This is a genomic window from Brevibacillus panacihumi, assembly GCF_003710985.1.
In the GTDB taxonomy this organism is placed as follows: Bacteria; Bacillota; Bacilli; order Brevibacillales; family Brevibacillaceae; genus Brevibacillus; species Brevibacillus panacihumi.
This window is the reverse complement of record NZ_RHHT01000034.1, coordinates 1-18,510: the sequence shown is the minus strand read 5'-3', so window position 1 is coordinate 18,510 and position 18,510 is coordinate 1. Positions and strand designations below refer to the sequence as shown.

Genomic DNA, 18,510 nt, shown 5'->3' with positions numbered 1-18,510 from the left:
ACCCTCCTTGGATCATTTATGTCTTGAATCATTGACACCAATCCATCATCATGCTGGCGTATACCTTGGCCGCTGCCACTAGGCTGTCTACCGTGATGTACTCGTTCTCGCCGTGAACCGACCAGCTCAGCGAGCCCGGCCCGAACACGACAGCAGGCACGCCGTGTTTGTTCAAATAGGCGGCATCACAAACGGCTCGAAAGCCGGACAAGACGGCTCGGCATTCCTTCACATCCGCGATCGCCCCCATCATTGTGCGCACGCCTGCGTGATCCGCAGGGACATGAAAGCCTTGCCATTCCTGCAGCACCGGCACTGTCAGCTTAGGGGGATTCTTGCGCAGAAAATCATCCGTCGAGGCGAGCGCTTCGACGCCCCTTCTGATCTCCTCCCACAGCTCTTCTTTTTTCACCAGCTGATCCGGGTACCAGACGCCGTACGTGAGCTTGACCTTTGCAGGGACAGAGCCCAGATATTCGCCGCCATCGATAAACGAAGGGTTGATCGTAAACAAGCCTACTCCCTGCACATCATGTCCGGGACTGCCGCCAGCGCCCAGCACCGCGTCCCGCCAGCGATGATTCCACTGTTCCTCGAGTGAATAGAAGTAGTTCACGAACGGGAGCGATTTCTTGAATGCGTCCACCCCCACCTCGGGTCCGCTCGGAACGCCTGCCGGCTGCGGAAACAAGACCTGGTTTCTCGCGGAAATATGTACGGCCTTGCCTTCAACGATCAATTCGAAGAAAAACAGTCCGACAGAGGCGGTGTGCAGCTCCAGATCAGAAGGCTCGCAGACGACTGCAAAATCTGCCGTGTAGCCTCGTTTCAGGCATTGCACCGTCCCGATTTCCTCTGCCTCGTTCGACTCTTCGCCCGTGACGGCTTGCAGAAGGACATCGCCGCGCAAGGATATCCCGCAATCCTTGATCGCTTTCATTGCCCAGATTGCGGCAGATACGCCGCCTTTCATATCACTCGTGCCGCGCCCGTAGATTTTGTTTCCCTCTTGGGTGGGCTCGAATGGATCACTATGCCATTTTTGCGGCTCGGCAATGGGGACGACATCCATATGTCCGTTGAACAGCAGACTTTTGCCGCCGCCCTCGCCTCTCATCACCGCTACGACATTGGGGCGGACCTGCTCCGCGTCCACGGCGAATTGCTCCACTTCTGCGAAATCTAGAGAACGCAGACTGTTCGCCAGCCGATCCTGAACCGTTTTCTCATCGCCGCCAAACGTATGGTTGATTGACGGAATCCGTACGAGCGATTTCATGAATTCGACAAGCTCACCCTTATTATTATCCAAATATTCAAACACCTTTTGCTTGCTGCTCATGCACTGCTCACCCCATTTCCATCGAGGCCGTCAGATTTTCCAACGGACGATTTTTCGCTCCACGAGATTGATCAAGCCGTAAAAGGTCGTACCGATGATCGCCGTGAAGAAAATGCAGGCAAATGCTTTCTCGGTCTGCATGTACTGGGAATACTTGATGATTTGGCTGCCGATCCCGATATTGCCGCCGATCAGCTCGGAGGTTACCGCTGCGATGGTGGCGAAGATGCTGGCCAGTTTAATGCCCGTAAACACATTGGGGAGAGCGGAGGGCAATATCGCCATCGTAAACGTCTGCCAGCGGCTCGCACACAGTGATTTCATCAGCTCCAGCCGGATGTTTTCCACATTGTTGAAGCCTGTCGCCGAATTCATCATGACGATCGGGAAGCTCTGGATGACGACCGCCAGCATTTTCACCTCGATGCCAAAGCCGAACCAGATCATCAGCAAGGGGACGAGCGTAATCAATGGCGTAATCACGAGGAAGATCACGAATGGCGACAGCGTTGTATCGATGATTTTGAAATTGGTGATCAGCGCAGCCAGCATAATCCCAATCGGCACGGCAACCAGAAAACCACAGATAATCGTCACAATGCTGATCCCGATATGCGGTGCGAATTCGCTGAACGAAACAAACATCGTCTCGATGATCGACACGGGATTCGGCAAGATCCAGCGCGGAATATCAAAGCCGACGGTGGCGAATTGCCAGGTTCCGAACAGGATAAAAAACATGATGACAGGCGCGAGCACGCTTGTTGCATTCGATGGGGCCGCTTGTTTCAACGCATGTTCCTCCCTTCCGCATTACTTGATGTGCCTCAATTCCACTTTTCCGATCATGCTCGTCAGTTCCATCTCATATGTAATGAACCTCTCGTGCTCAATCATCTCCAGCGTTCGCGGTCTCGGCAGGTCAATCTCTACCTCCGCCACGATTCGTCCCGGATTGGTCGCCATTACATACACTCTGGAAGCGAGCAATACCGCCTCTTCCACTTCATGGGTGATAAATATAATCGTTTTTCTGGTTTGCTCCCAAATCGCCAACAGCTCCAGATCCAACTGCTCTCGAGTGATTTCGTCCAATGCCCCGAACGGTTCATCCATGAGCAGGATTTCCGGTTCGTGAACCATCGCCCGGATTACCCCCGCCTTCTGCATCATGCCGCCGGAAATCTCAGCAGGGTAGGCATGCTCATACTCCTTCAAGCCTGCCATTTCGATCAGCCTGTCGACGTTTTGCTCCCACTCCTTCCCTTGCAGACCGAATACCTTGAGTGGAAGGGAGACGTTTTGGCGTACGGTCAGCCAGGGGAACAGATTGGGCTGTTGAAAAATGAAGCCCATTTTTTTCATCAGTTCCTTGCTCGTCTTCCCGCCGACGATTTCCTGCCCGTCGATGTACATCTCTCCCGACGAGGGTTGGATGATGTCGTTGAGCATCCGGATGATCGTCGATTTGCCGCAGCCGCTGGGCCCCAGAATCGCGACAAAGTCTCCAGGATGCACTTCCATATTGACGTCTCGCACGGCCACGATGTCTTTGCTGCGTGTCTTGAACACCTTCGTGACATCGACCAGTTTGATTTTGGGATCTTGCACGTGATCTCCCCCCGATCCGATAAGCTGACTCATTTTTTGCGCCACACGATGACCCTGCCCTCCACGAAACTGACCAATTGATACAGCATGATCCCGATCAAGGCGACGATGAGAATCGTTCCATACGTCATCTCTGTCATCACCAGGCCGGAATACTGCAGAATGCGAAATCCGAGTCCGACCGAACCTCCTACAAAATCTGCGCTGATCGCACCGATCGTGGAAAAGATGCAGCCCAGCTTGATTCCCGTAAACACCTGGGGCATCGCATTGGGCAGAATCAGCTTGAAAAACGTCTGCAGCCTGCTTGCACCCATCGATCTCATCAGCTCCAGCTTCTCCGTTTCGACCGAGGTGAACCCGGACAGCGTATTCAGCATGATGATCGGGGCCGCCTGCAATATCACCACCAGGATGCGTATGTTCGGGTCAAACCCCAGCCACAGCATGAAGAGCGGAACAATTGTAATCATCGGCGTCACGACCAGCAGGATAATAAACGGCGAGACCGCTTTGACGATCAGATCGTACTGGGAAAAGAGGGCTGCCAGCGTCATCCCGAGAATCGTCGCGACGACGAAGCCGATCACCACCACCTTTAAGGTAAAAACAAAATGGGGCCAGAGATCGGAACCGAAATTTCGGATCGTCTCCGACAGAATCCCTGTAGGCGTGGGCAATACCGTTCTGGAAATGCCTGCCGCACGGATGATGACTTCGAGCAGCACGTACAGGGCCACAAACAAGAGAATCGGAGACAATGAGTGCATGATCGATGCACGGTCTGCTTGGACTGGCTTGCTTTTCGTGCGTATGAGTTCCACTGTCCATTCCTCCTCGGCTAGGTTGCCTGACGTCTTGCTTCGGCAGCATGTCCCTGGCGAATCACCTGGTTGATCAAGGTGCGCAGCTCGATATAGCGCTTGTGGCCCGCGATGTCCTGCCCCCGCTCTTCCAGGGGGATGTCTACCTCGATCTCGGAGATGATTTCTCCGGGCAACGGCGAGAAAATAAAGATGCGATTGGCCAGCAAGAGCGCTTCCTCCACATTGTTTGTCACCATGATGATCGTCTTTTTCGTCTGCTTCCAAATGCTCAGCATTTCATAGGACAGCATTTTTCTGGTGATCGCGTCCAAAGCGCCAAACGGCTGATCCATCAGCAGAATCTCCGGGTTATGAACCAGAGCCCTCGCGATCCCGACCCGCTGCCTCATCCCCCCGGACAGTTCATGCGGGTATACATCCTTGTATTGGGCCAGGCCCACGATCTGAAGCATTTCGTCAATTCTTTGGTCCCAGTCAAATTCCTTGACCTTCAACACCTCCAGCATGAGTCTGAGATTTTTCTCCGCTGTGCGCCAGGGAAGCAAGTTGTTGCTTTGAAAAACGAAGCCGAACTTTCCGAGGACGTGGGATGGAATGCCCCGCTCATGCGTCACTCCGTCCAGCTCTATCGTCCCTGTCGTAGGAGGCTGAATCCCGCCCACGCATTTCAAAAAAGTAGATTTGCCGCAACCGCTTGGGCCAATCACACAAATAAATTCCGACTCGTGTATGTCCATGCTGATCTGGTTTAGAACACGCAGTTCCGCGGCCTTTTGCGAAAATGATTTTGAGAGCGCATTCACACGCATGATCACCTTTGACAAGCTCTGCACCTCCATCCTTCGCTTACTTAATTCGCAATATTCTGTCCATTGCAGCCGAAGTGTTGTAGACGATCTGGTCGGAATAGCATTTGTACACCGGACACATCTCGGCGTTTGCCCATCCGTCGTAATCCAGAGCGACGAGCTCATCCACTACCCGCACATAGTCCACGTCACCTGCGAGCAGATCGACAAAACCGGCCAAGCCTTTTGCATCCCGGCGATAATCTTTGAAATGCACTTTCGCGATCCTCTTGCCCAAGATGCGAATCCACTGCTCCGGATAGCCGTGCGCGACCACATTGCCGACATCGAAAAAGACGCGAACCCAAGGCGAGCCGATCTTGTCGATGAAATCACGCATTTCCAGGGGAGAGAGCAAAAACTTGTTCCAAATGTTCTCTACTCCGATCACAACCTGTTTTTCTTCCGCGTATGGCGCAAGCTCGAGGAAAGCAGACAGCGCTCGCTCATAGGCGACATCGTAATCGATCACCTCAGAGCCGGCAAAAAACTCGATCTCCTTGGCATCCGGCACGACCTCATCAGGGGTGAAATCCACTCCGACCGTCCCCGGGCAAACGAGAATACAATCGACTCCCAGCAAGGCCCCGATGTCCAGCTGCCGTCTCACCGTCTCCTTTGCCTTTTGGCGAATATCTTCCCGATTGCTGGTCAGGGAGAATTGCCAGTACAGTCCTGTGGCCAGACTGTTGATCACGATCCCGATGTCATCCGCCGCCTGCTTCAAGCGAAGAATTTCTTCGTCGCTGCTCGTCAGGCTTAGCTCACCTTTCATGCTCAACGCCAGTTCAATTCCCTCAAAACCGGCTTCCTTTGCCAACTTCATACAGTCCGCGATGTTCATTTGTTCAGGAAATGACCATATGTTAATGCCTTTCTTGATTTTGCAGCGCATGTGAGCACTCCCTTCCTCTCGTGATCGAATGTAATAGAGGAAAAACTGCTTTTCATGATACAATCATGATCAATTTGTTTAAATTATGTTACTTTCTGTACTATAGTTTTCAGAATATTCCCTTTTCCAATCCATGTCAACAAAATTATGCACCTTCTTCTTGTGAAATCATTCGCGTCATATCCGCGTTTCTTTCCCTATAAGACAATAATTGCAGCTATGGTTGCAGGGATTTGTAAAATTATGGCGAATGATTTCGAAAAAGTCCTGATTTGTTTATCATTCGAAACATGGTATTATCATTTTATGATCAAAACTAATCATATAGATCAAAAATGTTCATCCATTACCTTATTCAATCATTAAAAATGAGAGAGGTTATACGATGATGGAAAATCCACGCGCAAAAGAGATATTGGAACATTTGAATCGCAGATCTCCCCTATCGATAGATGAGCTTGCCACCTTGTTGGCTGTCTCCACCGTTACTGTACGCCGCGACCTGGCCGAACTGGAAAACGAAGGCTTGATCATCCGGCAAAGAGGCGGGGCCGCCCTTCCCAGCAATTCGATCGAGCCGATGTTTTACCAGCGGCATAAGCAGCACCTTGAGCTGAAGAAGCAAATCGCCAAGTACGCTGCGGAGCAAGTCGAAGAAGGCGAAGTGATCGCCATCGACGTCGGCACGACAGCAGCTGAATTTGCCAAAGAGCTTTTGAAAAAGAATAATTTGACGGTGTTTACGAATTCCTTCCAAGCTGCCTCCATCCTGGCGAAAAGCCAGCATCAGGTCTATTTTGTCGGCGGCATGCTGCGAAAATCAGAAATGTCGATGGTTGGGTCCATTGCCAAGGACACCGTGCTGAAATTCAACTACGACCGCTTTTACATGGGGCTGGCTGGAATCAGCCACAGTGCGGGACCTACCGATTACAGCCTGGAGGACGCGGAGGTCAAGCGCTGTTTTATCTCCAAGTCCAAGGAAGTGATCGCGCTGGTGGATAAAACGAAGTTCGGCAAATCCTCGTTGGTGAAGGTCTGCGAGATGGATGAGATTACAACCGTGATTACGAATCAGGATGATGGTGTTGCGGGGCAAGAAATGGCGTATTTCAGAGGGAAGCTGATTACGGTGTAATTTTTCGCAAGAAAAAGATCACCCGAGTCCCCGACCCCTACTAATTTGGTGGTTGGTCAAACAGTAGTGGAGGGGAGGAAAAAGGCGAGAACGCTCCAGGCGGATTGAAATCTTTGCTGGGGGTCATCCCTGGCCGTCTCCATTCCAAAGGCCTTCGCTTATCTCCCCTTTTTCCTCGACCAGCCTTTGCTTGTCCTCCTGCTTTTTTGTGGGCTTCTCGCAGGTGATAGAAAAAACAAAAAATCCTCTATCCCACAGGGGACGGAGGATTTTTCGTGACCTCTTAAAAAACGTCTGTCGTTGGTTAATTCGCCGTTCTCACTTGCAATCTAGGCGCCAGCTTCACGTATACCGGATACGCTACCAAAGCGAGGACGACTCCCTTGAAGATATTGAACGGAACGATTCCGTACAAGATCAGGGACCAGACGCTGTCGGCGCCGAAGCTGGACAGAAGCTGCTCCATCGGCATCTGGTAGAGCGCCGCATACGCAGGCAGCAGGAACCAAGCGTTCATAAATGCCATGACAACGGTCATCAGCAAGGCTCCGATCGCCAGACCGGTGAGGAAGCCTTGTTTGCCTTTTGCCAATCGCTGCATCAGCACAGCAGAAACGACGAAGATTGAACCTGCCAAGATATTGGCTACTTCCCCGATGATCAGGCCATCTGTATTTTTAAACAGCATGTGCAAAACATTCTTCATAACCTCGATGACAACACCTGCGACTGGTCCGTACATAAGCCCGCCGATCAAAGCCGGCAAGGTGCTGAAGTCCAGCTTCAAAAACGAAGGCGTAAAGGGAATCGGGAACTCCAGATACTGCAGGATAAACGCAACCGCAGCCAGCATAGGAATCGTCACCAGCCGTTTGGTTGCTGTCCGTGATGAGTGCAAAGCTGTTTCTTTCATGTGTACCATCTCCTCAGTTTTCTACTCCTTCTTGAGGAATGGCAACAGTCGTCTTTCCTTCACGTATTTGATCGCCCGGCAACAGAAAAAGAACATCAAAAGCCCTGAGGAACATCGTCCCCAGGGCTTCATTGCAGGCGTATGACCAAGGCATGCACAAAAAAGGGTACAAGAAACAAAAGGGTCTATTGCAGACGAAGCTCCCCTGTTGCTTCTCCCGTTTGCACAGGCAAACAAGCACGTGTGAATACGCACTGTCGTCATCCTTCTCCCATCCAGACTGTACTGTCGGCTCTGGATTCTCACCAGATCCTGCACTCCGTCGCTTGTGACAGCTCGGGAGGCTCGCGGGCTTGCCATGCGCTAAGGCATGGTCACCGCCGGTCGGGAATTTCACCCTGCCCCGAAGGAATGTGTAGTTGTTTATACAAATGCTATTATATAGCGTTCCTTTTTCTTTTGACAATAGCGAAAGTTTACCGGCTTTTCTTCTCTACTGCGACACGGCCGGAGAAAAACGTCGCGCCGCCTCCCATATCTGCGATGCGATCCGGCGTCAAGGCATTGACGAAGTGCTTGGAATCCGGCGAATCCGCCCATAAGCCCTGGCTGACGACGACACCAGGCAAAACGGTATCTCCTACGGATACGACCAGCTCACAAACGCCGCGATCATTCCTTACCTCTACCCAATCGCCTTCCTCAATGCCATTCGCTTTCGCATCATCCGTGTTCATATACAAACGAGGCTGCTTTTCCATCCTGGCATGCTTCGCGTTATTGGAGAACGTGGAGTTGAGAAAATTGTGGTTCGGTCCTGGAATAAACCAGTACGGATACGAGCTTTCCACCGGTAGTGGCGCATAGGTCGGCAGAGGCGGAAGCCCCACATTTTCCATCTGGCTAGAGTACAGCTCGATCCTTCCGCTCGGTGTCGGCAAATTCTCGATGAAAGGAGCATGTATCCGGGCTTTCACGTAGTTTTGTTCGAGCAACTCTTCGTACTCGATGCCGTACAAATACGGATTTTGCGGAAAATTGAGTGCCTGTCGAATCAGGTCTTCCTCGGTATCATCGAACATGGCATCGGCAAAACCCATCCCTTTGGCGAGCAAGCGGAACACTTCGACGTTGGATTTGCTCTGTCCATATGGAGCGATAACTGGCTTCTGCAGGTGGATATAGTGATGCCAATACGACGTGTAGAAATCGGTATTTTCATAGGAGGCGGTCGCTGGCAAAACAATATCTGCATACAGCGCCGTCTCCGTCAGAAACAGATCATGCACAACCGTAAACAAATCCTCGCGCTCCAGGCCCTGTCTCACTTTATTTCCTTCCGGTGCGACGAGAGCCGGATTGCTGTTGTAGACGTAGAGAGAGTGAACAGGCGGATCAATCTCCAACAGCGCATGCCCGAGCCGGTTCATGTTGATGCTGCGCGTTTCTTTTTTCTCAAGTACATCTGGACGTTGCAAAGCGGTTCTGTTAAACCCTAGAAATCCGCCGTTGCCCTTCATCGCCCCGCCGCCTTTCACCAGCCATTGACCGGTGAGCGCGGGCAGGCAAGCGATGGTGCGAATGCACATGCCGCCGTTGTCGTGGTGCTGCAAGCCGTTTCCAATGCGGATAAAGGACGGAGAGGTCTGCGCGTACATCCTCGCCAACTTGTAGATATCCTCGACCGGAACGCCTGTAATGGCAGAGACGGAGGCCGGATCATACGCGCGAACATGCTCCCGCAATTCCTCATGTCCGACCGTATACTGCTCCAGGAAGTGCTGATCCACCCAGTTTTCTGCGAAAAGAATATGCATCAAGCCAAGCGCCAGAGCAGTGTCCGTGCCCGGCAGGATCGGGATAAACCAGTCGGCCCACTGTCCCGTCCGATTTTTATGGACGTCGATGACCACGATTTTCGCGCCGTTCTTGCGCGCTTGCTCTGCCAGGACCACCTGGTGCATATTCGTACTAATCGCATTGATGCCCCACATGATAAAAAGCTTCGTATGAATCGTATCTTCCGGGTCTGTCCCGAAAGCGCCTCCCATCGTGTAGCTGTAACCGACTGCACCTGCGGAATTGCAGATCGTCCGCTCCAGGCGGCTGGCTCCAAGCCGGTGGAAGAAGCGCAAATCCATGCTCTCCGCATTGAGTCTGCCCATATTGCCGTAGAAGCTGTAAGGTAGAATACTTTCTGCACCATGCTCGGAGATGAGCGTCTTCCACTTGGACGTAACGGTTTCGATCGCTTCCTCCCAGCTGATCGGCTCGAACTGGCCACTCCCTTTGAGACCGGTCCGCTTGAGCGGCTGCTGCAGGCGCTTGGGATCATACAGGCGTTCAGTCATATTGCGCACCTTATTGCAAATATTCCCTTTTGTTACCGGATGCTCGGGGTCCCCCTCCACCTTGACCACACGCCCATCCTGCTTGTGCAAAAGCAAGCCGCATTGATCCGGGCAATCCAGAGAACAAACGGCTGGAAATACGCCATCGGGCTGGTCCACGTATGATTTCATAACCGCGCTCCTCTCCAGTTTCCTTTTCTTTTTCTCAGGATAGCAGTTTGCGGCGAAGGATTAAACGAGATTTTGCTTTCGGAAGTGTCGCCATTTTTTCAGCGTCTGGATCGTGAGCTTTGTTTTGGCGAAAAACATTTTCATGTTCACGATATCCAGCTCGACTGCCGCGATCTTCTGTTTCTGTCGATCCGTTTCTTTTTCGATCGTCGCTTTGTACAGACGAAGCTGTTCCTGTGTCACTTTTTGCAGGCTGCTGACAAAGGAGGACATGTCAGAGGTATTCAAGTCCTGATTGCAAAACGCAATGATGCGATTTTCCACCTCTGTGATCGAATCAATGAAGGTGTCATACACTTCCTGCTTCACATCTCCCAGCGATTTCCCGCCAAACAACGTCCCCAGGAAGCCTCCGACAAAAGCACCGAGCGGGCCTAAAAGAGCCGCTCCAATCGTGGCACCAATCGCGGAGCCGAGATTCAGACCATCTCCGTAATCAATTGAACGGAAATGATTGTCCAAGGAACTACCCGTCGCTTGGTGCAAGCTGGGAAGAGATCGCAACAGATCCCTTTGTTGAACCGGGCTCGCAAAAGGCAGATTGGCATACAATTCCTCGATCATACCTACCATCTCGTCATGGATCCGTTTCACCATCCGATCCAGCTCTCTTTTTCTGGCCTGTTCGATCTGTGAAACGATATGATTCGTCGCAGCCTCAGCTTGTGCTGCGACTCCTTTTTTTAACTTGTCAGCTGAATCCACTTCCACCAGCCAGTCATGAAAAAACGTGACGCCTTCCTGCATGCTTTGGTCAAGAATCTGGTTCATGCTTTGAATATATTGACTTCTGCTGCGATGATAGCTGTTCATCATTCTTTCCTGGATCTCTTCCTCAAACATGTCAAAACTGGCAGGTGTACTTCCTTGCACGATGGCAAGCTGCTTTCGATGTTCACTGATCTTTTCTCGGATGATCTCCGTCAATTCGTGGCTGAGAGTGATCGATTCCTTGGCTATAGCGTCTACGAACAGGTCTACCTGCTGATCTTTGGCTTCCGCGAAGATTTTATCGCGCAAGAGTCCCAAATTCTCTACGTAGCGCCTGGCGTCTGCCTGCACCTCGGAAGGAGCAAGGGAGCATACCGGATAGACGATGACCTGCTCTACCTCAAGGGAACGCGCCAAATCACGGCGTACTCGTTCGATGGTCTCTTCCGCTGCACTTTCGCCGTCACAATCCAGCTCGTCATCGCCAAAGACAAGGTCCATTTTGTTCAGAACTACGAACATTTTCCCCACTTCTTCCCGGACCATCCGCAGGACATGAAGCTCCTTGCCTTTCAAGGCGTTGCGCGCATCCATGATGAAAAGTGATATATGACTGCTCTCCACGACGCGATTGGCGATGGCGCTGCGGGCCTCATTGGCGTTAAAGCCGGGGGAGTCGATCAGCATGATGTCATCGGGCAGCTCCTTGAGCGGCAGGAAAACTTTTACCCGTTCGACCCATTGCAGCTCGGGAGATCCCACTCGTGTATACGACATAATAAAATCGCGGATTTGCCCTACGTGCTCTTCCTTGATCGTCGTGCCGTCTGCCAGCGTCCACTCGGGCTCGATGGGAAGCGTCTTCTTGCGCTGCCCCTGCTTGTCCCATACTTCTACCCTGGCGTTCACGTCCTTGATAATCTCGGTAGGGACACCTGTCGCTTCTTCTTGCGTGACGAAAAAGATATTGGTGGCGAAAAGTTGATTTAACAAGGTGGTTTTCCCAGCACTTGTCTCGCCCACCAAGGCGATTTTCAAGTACCTTCTCGTAGAGTCGTTCCATTCCTCTGCTTCCGGGAAACGGTCATCTTCCTCTTGCTTACTCTTATCGGACTCCCGCTTTTGAAATAGTTGCAGGATTTTCTGAAACATCCCCCCGCTAGACGCTGGTGCTTCGTCCTGGAGTTGCGGCTCTGGCTCCGTGACGGTAACGGCTACTTCTGCCGCTCCTGACTTGAGGCTTTCCAATGCTGCCAACTGATCCTGGATGAAATCCTGATACCCCTGCATTTTCTTTTTTAGCTGCGCATGGGTATCCCCGATTCGGCTGACTTGCTGGAACTCAGCCAGGGACGCCTTCAGCTCCTCGATGACAAAGGCAGAGTCGTGCGAGAGGTCCTCTTGCCTTTTCAACAGAGCGGTTCCCATGATCGTGCCAAATTGACGCAGCCATAAAAACGGTTTTTCTTCCGGTATGGCCTGCAGGCTTTCCATAATACTGGATGCATCGCCCAAAATAATCGCTTCCCAGAGATCGCAGATGGATCCTAGATGTTTTCCGAATGGATTCAAGCAGATTCCGACCTGATAACCGTCATCTTCCCGCCAGCGCTCCGTCACCTGCAGAGCTTCTTCCCTTTTCCCTGTCGCGTACAGGCATTCGATCTCCATGAGCTGCAGCAAGGAATAGGCGTCGGGGATGATAATCTCGTGATTGCGCAGGCTTACCGCCATCCGGTTCTCTTTCCATTTTGAGATCTGATGCAAGACCTGGTCGTAGGTTACCTGCCGATTGCGAAACTTCGCAAAAAGGATTTTGATTTGAATCTCCGCTTCCTTGACTGGAGAAATAGAAGACCAGACATCCTGCATGTTGTAGATTTCAAACAGCGTCCATTCTGCTGGCACTGATGCTGTTTGAGGCTTCATCGTAGCCGCGGAGAGCTTGCCCAGCGTGCTGAAATTTTCATGATGGAGCAAACGGGACGAGTAAAAATCAGCCTCCTCCCGTTCTTCTGGCGGGAGCAGTTCATTCATGAGATCCATCAGTTGGACAATCTGGAATGATTCCGGATTTCGTACGACCTGGGCCACTGCTTCGACGAATTTTTTCTGACCGCTCGCCTCAATTGGGTTTTCGAACAACTCATCGATGGACTTCAGAAACACGCTGATCAGCTTTTCGATACTGTCCCGGTTCTGCTCCTCGGCCAACGCAATGGTATGCAAAAAGATTTCGTAGCCCTGTATGTAGATATACGGATTTTCCTCGGCCAAGGCATGGAAAATGGAGCAAAGCAGCTCCACGAGTTCACCGGACTGCTGGTTTGCCCTCGCGTAAATGGCTCGCAGCAGGAGCGCGCCCACCGATTGGTCTCCTTTCGCTTCCTCGAGGCTGGGCAGATAGCGCAAGGACTGCTCGTGCCAGTTGTACCAGACGTATTCGTGGAAGACGACCTCTGGCAGATAGCGCAATAAATAGGGCATCTGCTTGGCCAGGTACATCACGGCCTGATTGGATTTTCCTTGCTCATTCAAGGTTCGTACGAGCATCAAGTCTACGATGAGGCAAAGCGGGTCTTCTTTCCCGATTTCCTTCAGAAAAGAGATGGCCTTGTCCAGCTCGCGCTTCTGGATCAGCCTGAGGGCTTCCTCCAGCTTGCTGATGACGGATGGCAGCGGAATTTGCTGTCGCAGATTGAGGATCTGCTCATGAATATCCAAGAGAATCTGTTCATCCTCCAGACTCAGCCAAAACCGTTCATCCTGTTCTTCATTTTCCGTTCTCCATGCGAGATAGAGCCGCTTCTCGTCCAAATCGATGAAGCTCTCTTTTACCCATAAGAAAGTGTTTATGTAATACCCGTCGACGGACTCATCAAAAAAGGCAATTCGTCGATCCGTAACCACGACAGTCCCACTCACTTGCTCGCTGTCAGGCCAGAAATCCTGGTTGTAAAACGTAGCTGCCGCTTCATATTGGAGAGTTTCTTCCTCCGGGTTCAGGCGGACTATGTTTGCGATCTGCGGATTTTGAATCCCGCTATGCCGTTCGGAAGGCTGCATGACATTCACCGTTCTTTCAAGTTGTTACACCAATGGCGGAAAATGAATCTGGGAAGCGTGTCTTAATGGATCACCTGGCACAAGCTGCGTCACTTGCTTTTGCCAATCCGTATGAAGCTGTTGCAGCTCCTGCGGATGAAAGTGGATTGTTTTTGTCTCGCCGCCCGCAGAGGTGGAATGAGCAAATTCCTGGAAGTTGGTATCATAATAGTTATGGCCGCCAAACATATTAGGCTGGCTGTGGGAGACAGTCTGAAAGTTCGTGTCGTAGGTGGTATCGCCCCCAAAGACATTCGGCTGGGTGTGACCCATCTTTTCATGGCTGGCATTGAAATGATCATTCCCGCCCAGCACGTTGGGCTGTGTATAGCCAATCGTTTGGTTGTTATTGTTGTAGAATGTCTCGCCACCAAATACATTTGGCTCGCTATGCCCAACCGTCTGGAACTGACTGTTCACGAAGTCGTGACCTCCCATCGCATTCGGTTGGACGTGTAGATTTTGCGAAAACATGTGATGCAAGAAATCAGACATGCTGGACACCCCTCATCAACATTTGTTCACATTCCTCAATTGTTTGCCTGTATCTGTCCAGTTCACTTTGCTCAAATGCCGGGACTGGAGCGGAAGCGGCGTCTTTATGCTGCTGCACCGTAGCCAGAAGCTGCTCCTCCTGCTCGCGATGATAGCTCTCCAGTGTCGCTGTCATTTGGACAAACCAGTGCTCGATTGTTTTTTCTACCTCTCGCCGGTAATGCGTGATCACGCCTTGGACCAGATCAGGCACTTGTTCCATGAGAGCTTCGCGCATCTGCTCCTTTTGGTTCCCGCGCACGACGGTAGTGATCACACTGGCCAACGCTCCACCGACGATCGTTCCGATGCCTGGTAAAATCAGATTGCCCGCCACCATTCCGATGGTTACCGGAAGGACTTGTTCCATCACTTGATGAACGGCATGCTGTCCTCTTCCCTTCGAGGCAGAAGCCCATTGCGGCATTTGCAGCGAATCCGCTCCAAGCGTCAGCAAGAGCTCTGTTCGGAAGTGGCGATGGTATTCGCTGGAGACATGCTGGCAAAAACGGTCCAGATAGGTTTTGATCTCGACCGCCTTTTCTTCCGCAAACTGCTTGATCGCCCGTTCGATTTGCAGGGGAAGATTTTTGTTCCAAAACTTTTCGAGGTCGCCCTCCATGATCTGCAGCTGATAGGAAATATCCTCCACCAGCTTTTCCTCAAGTCTCGCGCAGGAAGCCCGAAACATCTGCTCCAGCGTCTCCCTGCCGACTTTATCCATACTCGCCAGCAGCAGAGTGAACGCGGATTCCAGCTCCACTCGTCTGCTGTGCAGCGCTCTTTCATATTCGACCAGCTTCGTGTGGTTGAGCTGGAGGACAGTCTGCTCGACTGCCAACTGTTCTTCGATCATCTGGCAAACCAGCTGCAGGTTGGATACCTGGCGTTTTGCAAAGCTTTGGTGTGCTTGCTCGCGCAGAACCTGAATGCGGTCAAACAAGCGGTTGACCTCTGCCGATTCCGCATAATTGGCTCGCTCCTGCCATACGCGATTCGCAGAAAAGGGAACGAGATGCGCCTCTTGCCCAAGCAGCTGATGGATTCGCTCGCTTGCGCCTTCCATGGCCTCCTCCAATTCCTCTTCGTCCAAACGATCTGCCTTCGACAAGACAAACAGGAGGGACTCGATCTGATAGTGCAGGACTTTGTTTTGCAGGAAATCTGCTTCACTTTTGGTCAAAGGAGCTGCGGCATCCAGCAGGAAAATGGCTGCATCGCAATGCGGCAATACCTGATAGGTCATCTCCACCCGGCTTGCTTCGATGTCATTGACCCCAGGCGTATCGAGCAAGGTCAAACCATTTTGCAGCAGCGGGTGATTCAAGCGAATGACGACAAATTGAATCTGCGCTGCATCTTCCTCGCCGTCTGCTCCCAGTGATCTGAGAGCTTCCTGTGTCAGCGGAATGGTCTCGGCCGGGGGATTTTTCCAAACAATCGTGCACGCTTCTTCGCTTCCATACTCCAAGACATGAAGACAAGCGGTCATCGGCAGCACATCCGTAGGCAAGAGAGTCCTTCCCAAAATGGCATTGATCAGGGATGATTTTCCCCGATTGAATTCTCCCAAAACCGCTACATGAAATGTATTTCTTTTTCCGGCATCTTCTATGGAAGCCAGGAGGTTGATCGCTGCGCGGTGCTGCAAGCGTTCGCTGATCTCCACCAGCTTGTCCGTTATCTGCTCGATATTCATACCAATAAACGTTCCTTTCTGTTGAGCAATTCTTCTTGAAGCTGACGCAATTGGGCAAGATGCTCATCCAAGCGCTTTTTCTGCGTATCGATGTCGCTGCTTTGTCCCTGCATGATGCCTTGCTGCTCCTGAAGGGTAAGCCTGAGCGCGTTCATTCGATTGTGCAGGCGCGTGGCGTAATGCTCCTGGATGGGCTCCAGTTCTTTGCCCGCCATATCCTTCACTTTTTCCTCTACGTTTTGGATGATCCCTTGAATCTGGGTTTGCAGGATTTGCGTCACCTTTGTCCGCAGCGCTTCTCTTTCCTTTGCTTCCTTCTCCTCTTGCAGCTTGCCTCCCAGGAAGATGGTGCCGACGATTGCCGCTCCAATCCCGATGGGACCAAACAGGGCGGCACCGATGAATCCCAGGGTTCCGCCCAGGGCCATACCGGCAGCGACTTCAGCGAAGGAAGAGGTCTGCTCGCCAGTTGGTTCCATCGTGATAAGATTCTTGAGATGCTCCGTGTCGGCATCTGAAAAAATTCCTCTCGATGCTTTTCTCCCGTCACTCGTGTGGCTGAAGTAATGCCCCCATTTTGCCTGCAATTTCTCGTGCAGTCCGCGCCGATAATCCAGCATTTGCTCCTGCAGGGCTTCCATGATGCTGCGAATGCCAATACCCGCCATGGATTTGATTCGTAAAACGTCCTCATCTGTCGTGATTTGCGCGGCTTGCCCGACCAACTCGGCTTGCAGCTTTGTGAATTCCTCGCGTACAAAGGCTGTCATCCAACGGGCGAGATTCACGGACTCGACCTGCATGAAGGATTCGAATGTTCCCAATTCCAGCTGCATGGTACGTTCTTCCTGCTCCATTCTTTGCAGTTCCAGAAGCATTTCATCTCGTTGCACTGACAGCAGGCTGAACCGTTCTTCTACCGTCTGGATGCCGTCTTTGACGATCGCAGCGATCCGGTCGTAATGCATGGGTAGCCGATCTCTCACAGCCTGCCTGGAGACGAAATCCATCAGGCTGGCCTCGAAGTTTGAAAAATCAGATTCCCATATGCTTGCTTCTTGCTTAAACCTCGCACGAAGCGCTTCTTTCGCGGAAACAGTATGTATGGTTGGGTCCGCAATTTGCGGAAGATGCTCTTGCAATAATTTGCGGACATATGCCTTCAGTCTCGCGCTCACTTCACCCTGAGGGATGTTTTCTACCTCATCGATTCGGTTGATGACAAACAGAAAACGGTTGATATCATTGGCCAATACCTTTTCCTGCAAGAATCGCCGCTCACTCTCCGATAGTGGCTGCTGGCTGTCGAGCAGCACGATGCAGGAATCCGCCTTGGACAAGTAGTGGAAGGTGACTTCCTCGCGCAAATCATCCAGGTCGTTGACGCCGGGGGTATCCACGATATCGCATTGCATGATTTGCAGGACTCCCGGGTATCCGATCCGCACCTCCTGGATGGCATTGGCTTCTTGGTTGCTTGTCGTAATAAATTCTTCTAGAAATTTATTCACTTTTTCATCCGGCAAGGGTCGGTTTATTCTTTCGCCGCTGCGGTACAAGATGTTCATCTGCGGTTGGTCGCTGCCCTCAATGATGCTGATGGTTGCTGTCGTGGGATTTACTTTCGATGGCAAAACGGGTTTTCCCAGGATGGCATTGATAAAAGTCGATTTTCCACGGCTGAATTCGCCGACGACGAGAAGATGCATTTTCTCGTGCTGCAGTCTGCTTTGAGCTGCCTCAATTCGCTCCTGGAATCCGTAATCGGCTAGAATGGCGGAGATTTCTTTCAGCTTTTCTTCCGCAAAATGTTTGTTTGCTTCAAATGAGTGCTTGTCTGTTTTTTCCATCGTGGCACCTGTCTTTATTTGAGATTATCTGCGACTTTACGCTCTTTTTGTCGATGCGTTTGATGCTGGAATTGGTACTTTTTGCTTAAGTATAGCACCATTCAAATCTGGTTTCATTTATAAAGTGTGATTGGAAATACGATGCTTTTTTGGATAGTGGTCTACCAGCTTTAGTGGAGGGGAGGAAAAAGAGGAGAAAGCTCAGGCGGGTTGGGATCTTTGCTGGGGGTTATTCCTGGCCGCCTTCATTGCAAAGGCGGAACCGCGGCCAAAAGCAGCCCACTTCGAAGAAGCGATTCAGGGTGTAGAGTAGAGAACTGACGCTTTCTGGCGACCGTTTGGTCGCCTTACTCCTATCAGTTCCCCCTCATCAAACCGTACGTGAGGTTCTCCCTCATACGGCTTTCCGATGTTCTTCTTTCCTTGGCATTCGGTTATCGCGTACGGCAAGCTTC

At 51.6% G+C, this 18,510-nt stretch carries 13 protein-coding genes and 1 riboswitch; of the genes, 1 reads left to right on the top strand and 12 read right to left on the bottom strand.

Annotation, left to right across the window (positions count from 1 at the left end; genetic code table 11):
• Positions 1 to 28: 28 nt before the first annotated feature.
• The 6 genes from EDM58_RS16820 to EDM58_RS16795 are packed head-to-tail and all read right to left on the bottom strand — an operon-like array spanning position 29 to position 5,523.
• Positions 29 to 1,342: a M20 family metallopeptidase gene (locus tag EDM58_RS16820; protein WP_122914341.1), complete on the bottom strand. Its 1,314-nt coding sequence runs from the start codon at positions 1,340 to 1,342 to the stop codon at positions 29 to 31.
• 30 nt (positions 1,343 to 1,372) lie between these two features.
• The gene (locus EDM58_RS16815) at positions 1,373 to 2,134 is read right to left on the bottom strand and encodes an ABC transporter permease (protein ID WP_023556154.1); all 762 of its coding nucleotides are present in this window, start codon (positions 2,132 to 2,134) and stop codon (positions 1,373 to 1,375) included.
• 21 nt (positions 2,135 to 2,155) lie between these two features.
• A complete protein-coding gene (locus EDM58_RS16810; RefSeq protein ID WP_035316176.1) occupies positions 2,156 to 2,953 on the bottom strand; it encodes an ABC transporter ATP-binding protein in 798 nt (265 codons plus the stop codon).
• A 29-nt stretch (positions 2,954 to 2,982) separates the two neighbouring features.
• Positions 2,983 to 3,777, bottom strand: a complete 795-nt coding sequence (locus tag EDM58_RS16805; protein ID WP_023556156.1) for an ABC transporter permease — start codon at positions 3,775 to 3,777, stop codon at positions 2,983 to 2,985.
• A 17-nt stretch (positions 3,778 to 3,794) separates the two neighbouring features.
• Positions 3,795 to 4,595: an ABC transporter ATP-binding protein gene (locus EDM58_RS16800; protein ID WP_246000808.1), complete on the bottom strand. Its 801-nt coding sequence runs from the start codon at positions 4,593 to 4,595 to the stop codon at positions 3,795 to 3,797.
• Positions 4,596 to 4,626: 31 nt separating this feature from the next.
• Positions 4,627 to 5,523, bottom strand: coding sequence for a sugar phosphate isomerase/epimerase family protein (locus EDM58_RS16795; RefSeq protein ID WP_023556158.1), 897 nt, complete (start codon positions 5,521 to 5,523; stop codon positions 4,627 to 4,629).
• Positions 5,524 to 5,908: 385 nt separating this feature from the next.
• Here EDM58_RS16795 and EDM58_RS16790 point away from each other — a divergent pair, with 385 nt between their 5' ends.
• Entirely contained in the window at positions 5,909 to 6,661 is a 753-nt protein-coding gene (locus tag EDM58_RS16790; RefSeq protein WP_023556159.1) for a DeoR/GlpR family DNA-binding transcription regulator, read from the top strand.
• A gap of 304 nt (positions 6,662 to 6,965) precedes the next feature.
• On the opposite strand, the gene EDM58_RS16785 is transcribed toward EDM58_RS16790, so the two are convergent.
• The 6 genes from EDM58_RS16785 to EDM58_RS16760 all read right to left on the bottom strand — a co-directional run bounded on the left by EDM58_RS16785 (position 6,966) and on the right by EDM58_RS16760 (position 18,055).
• A complete protein-coding gene (locus EDM58_RS16785; protein ID WP_023556160.1) occupies positions 6,966 to 7,574 on the bottom strand; it encodes an ECF transporter S component in 609 nt (202 codons plus the stop codon).
• A gap of 259 nt (positions 7,575 to 7,833) precedes the next feature.
• Positions 7,834 to 7,989, bottom strand: a riboswitch (FMN riboswitch).
• Positions 7,990 to 8,050: 61 nt separating this feature from the next.
• The gene (locus tag EDM58_RS16780) at positions 8,051 to 10,096 is read right to left on the bottom strand and encodes a molybdopterin-containing oxidoreductase family protein (RefSeq protein ID WP_122914339.1); all 2,046 of its coding nucleotides are present in this window, start codon (positions 10,094 to 10,096) and stop codon (positions 8,051 to 8,053) included.
• A gap of 60 nt (positions 10,097 to 10,156) precedes the next feature.
• On the bottom strand, positions 10,157 to 13,933 hold the full coding sequence (locus EDM58_RS16775; RefSeq protein WP_122914338.1) for a dynamin family protein: 3,777 nt from the start codon (positions 13,931 to 13,933) through the stop codon (positions 10,157 to 10,159).
• A gap of 24 nt (positions 13,934 to 13,957) precedes the next feature.
• Positions 13,958 to 14,467: a hypothetical protein gene (locus EDM58_RS16770; protein WP_023556163.1), complete on the bottom strand. Its 510-nt coding sequence runs from the start codon at positions 14,465 to 14,467 to the stop codon at positions 13,958 to 13,960.
• Entirely contained in the window at positions 14,460 to 16,205 is a 1,746-nt protein-coding gene (locus EDM58_RS16765) for a dynamin family protein (protein ID WP_122914337.1), read from the bottom strand. The genes EDM58_RS16770 and EDM58_RS16765 overlap by 8 nt, the downstream gene beginning before the upstream one ends.
• Positions 16,202 to 18,055 (bottom strand): dynamin family protein, encoded by a 1,854-nt coding sequence (locus EDM58_RS16760; RefSeq protein ID WP_122914336.1) that lies wholly within the window; start codon positions 18,053 to 18,055, stop codon positions 16,202 to 16,204. Before EDM58_RS16760 ends, EDM58_RS16765 begins: the two co-directional genes overlap by 4 nt.
• Positions 18,056 to 18,510: the final 455 nt, after the last annotated feature.

What these genes read in the sequence shown, in the direction of transcription:
- EDM58_RS16820 (WP_122914341.1), bottom strand. Translation starts at nt 1,342, where the DNA reads ATGAGCAGCAAGCAAAAGGTGTTTGAATATTTGGATAATAATAAGGGT.
- EDM58_RS16760 (WP_122914336.1), bottom strand. Translation starts at nt 18,055, where the DNA reads ATGGAAAAAACAGACAAGCACTCATTTGAAGCAAACAAACATTTTGCG.
- EDM58_RS16785 (WP_023556160.1), bottom strand. Translation starts at nt 7,574, where the DNA reads ATGAAAGAAACAGCTTTGCACTCATCACGGACAGCAACCAAACGGCTG.
- EDM58_RS16765 (WP_122914337.1), bottom strand. Translation starts at nt 16,205, where the DNA reads ATGAATATCGAGCAGATAACGGACAAGCTGGTGGAGATCAGCGAACGC.
- EDM58_RS16770 (WP_023556163.1), bottom strand. Translation starts at nt 14,467, where the DNA reads ATGTCTGATTTCTTGCATCACATGTTTTCGCAAAATCTACACGTCCAA.
- EDM58_RS16775 (WP_122914338.1), bottom strand. Translation starts at nt 13,933, where the DNA reads ATGCAGCCTTCCGAACGGCATAGCGGGATTCAAAATCCGCAGATCGCA.
- EDM58_RS16795 (WP_023556158.1), bottom strand. Translation starts at nt 5,523, where the DNA reads ATGCGCTGCAAAATCAAGAAAGGCATTAACATATGGTCATTTCCTGAA.
- EDM58_RS16780 (WP_122914339.1), bottom strand. Translation starts at nt 10,096, where the DNA reads ATGAAATCATACGTGGACCAGCCCGATGGCGTATTTCCAGCCGTTTGT.
- EDM58_RS16790 (WP_023556159.1), top strand. Translation starts at nt 5,909, where the DNA reads ATGATGGAAAATCCACGCGCAAAAGAGATATTGGAACATTTGAATCGC.